At 69.1% G+C, this 1,054-nt stretch carries 2 protein-coding genes; both read right to left on the bottom strand.

Features of this window, described 5'->3' with window-relative positions:
- Positions 1–635, bottom strand: a 635-nt coding sequence (locus tag AZG88_RS24180) for an aminotransferase class III-fold pyridoxal phosphate-dependent enzyme (RefSeq protein ID WP_156517605.1), incomplete at its 3' end; no start/stop codon positions are given.
- Between the two features lie 61 nt (positions 636–696).
- Positions 697–1,054, bottom strand: a 358-nt coding sequence (locus tag AZG88_RS24175) for a VOC family protein (RefSeq protein WP_061699463.1), incomplete at its 5' end; no start/stop codon positions are given.

Below are 1,054 nucleotides of genomic sequence, written 5' to 3'. Positions count from 1 at the left end.
GCTCTTCCGATCTCGCCCTCGTTCGCGGCGAAGGCCTGGGCGACGGCGTCGAGGTCGTTGTAGGGAACGACGATGGTGTCCTCGGCCTGCGCGCCCGTCACGCCGGGCGATGTCGGAAGGCCGAAGGTGGCGAGCCCCGAACCGGCGTCGGCCAGCAGGGCGTCGACGTGTCCGTGGTAGCAGCCGGAGAACTTGAGGACCTTGGTTCGGCCCGTGAAACCGCGGGCGAGGCGGACGGCGCTCATGGTGGCTTCGGTGCCGGAGTTGACCAGGCGCACCTTCTCCACCGGCGCGACCCGGCCGACGATCTCCTCGGCCAGTTCGATCTCGCCCTCGGTGGGCGCGCCGAACGACAGGCCGGTGGCGGCCGCTTTCTGCACGGCCTCGACGACGGCGGGGTGCGCGTGCCCGAGGATCATCGGTCCCCAGGAGCAGATGAGGTCGACGTAGTCGTTGCCGTCGACGTCGGTGAGCGTGTAGCCGGACGCTTCCCTGATGAACCGGGGGGTGCCGCCGACCGAGTGGAAGGCCCGCACCGGGGAGTTGACGCCGCCGGGAATGACCAGATCAGCCCTCTCGAAGAGCTGGGCGGAGCGGGATGCGTGCACGTCGGGGTCACCGGAGGAAACAGTCACGGCCTCCAGTGTCCCAGTTCTGTCGAATTTGCCAACGACAGGGTGTAGTGGGTGGCCAGGATCACTCTGCCCGATCCGTCGCGCCGGGCGATTCCGGGACGAGCGAGTCGAACATCGCCCGCATCTCCTCGGACAGCTTCATCAGTTCCACGTAACCGCCGAGCGGGCCGCCCTCGAGGTACGCGAACTCCATCCCGACGCCCTCGAACCGGCCCCGCTGCACCACCGGCAGTCCCCGGCGTCCGGCTTCGGCGAGGGTGGCCTCGAAGTCTTCGGGAACCCAGGCCACGTGATGGACGCCGGGACCGCTGGTCTCCAGCTGTTCCGCGTACAGGTTGCGTCCCGACACCGGCTGGATCAGTTCGAGCTGCTGCCCGCCGGCGTATCCGAGCGACACGTGGACCACGTAGTCGGCGGGC

Source organism: Rhodococcus sp. LB1, from assembly GCF_001583455.1.
GTDB lineage: Bacteria > Actinomycetota > Actinomycetes > Mycobacteriales > Mycobacteriaceae > Rhodococcus_F > Rhodococcus_F opacus.
Note: the sequence above shows the minus strand (reverse complement) of the source record. Positions and strands in the feature narration are given on the sequence as shown.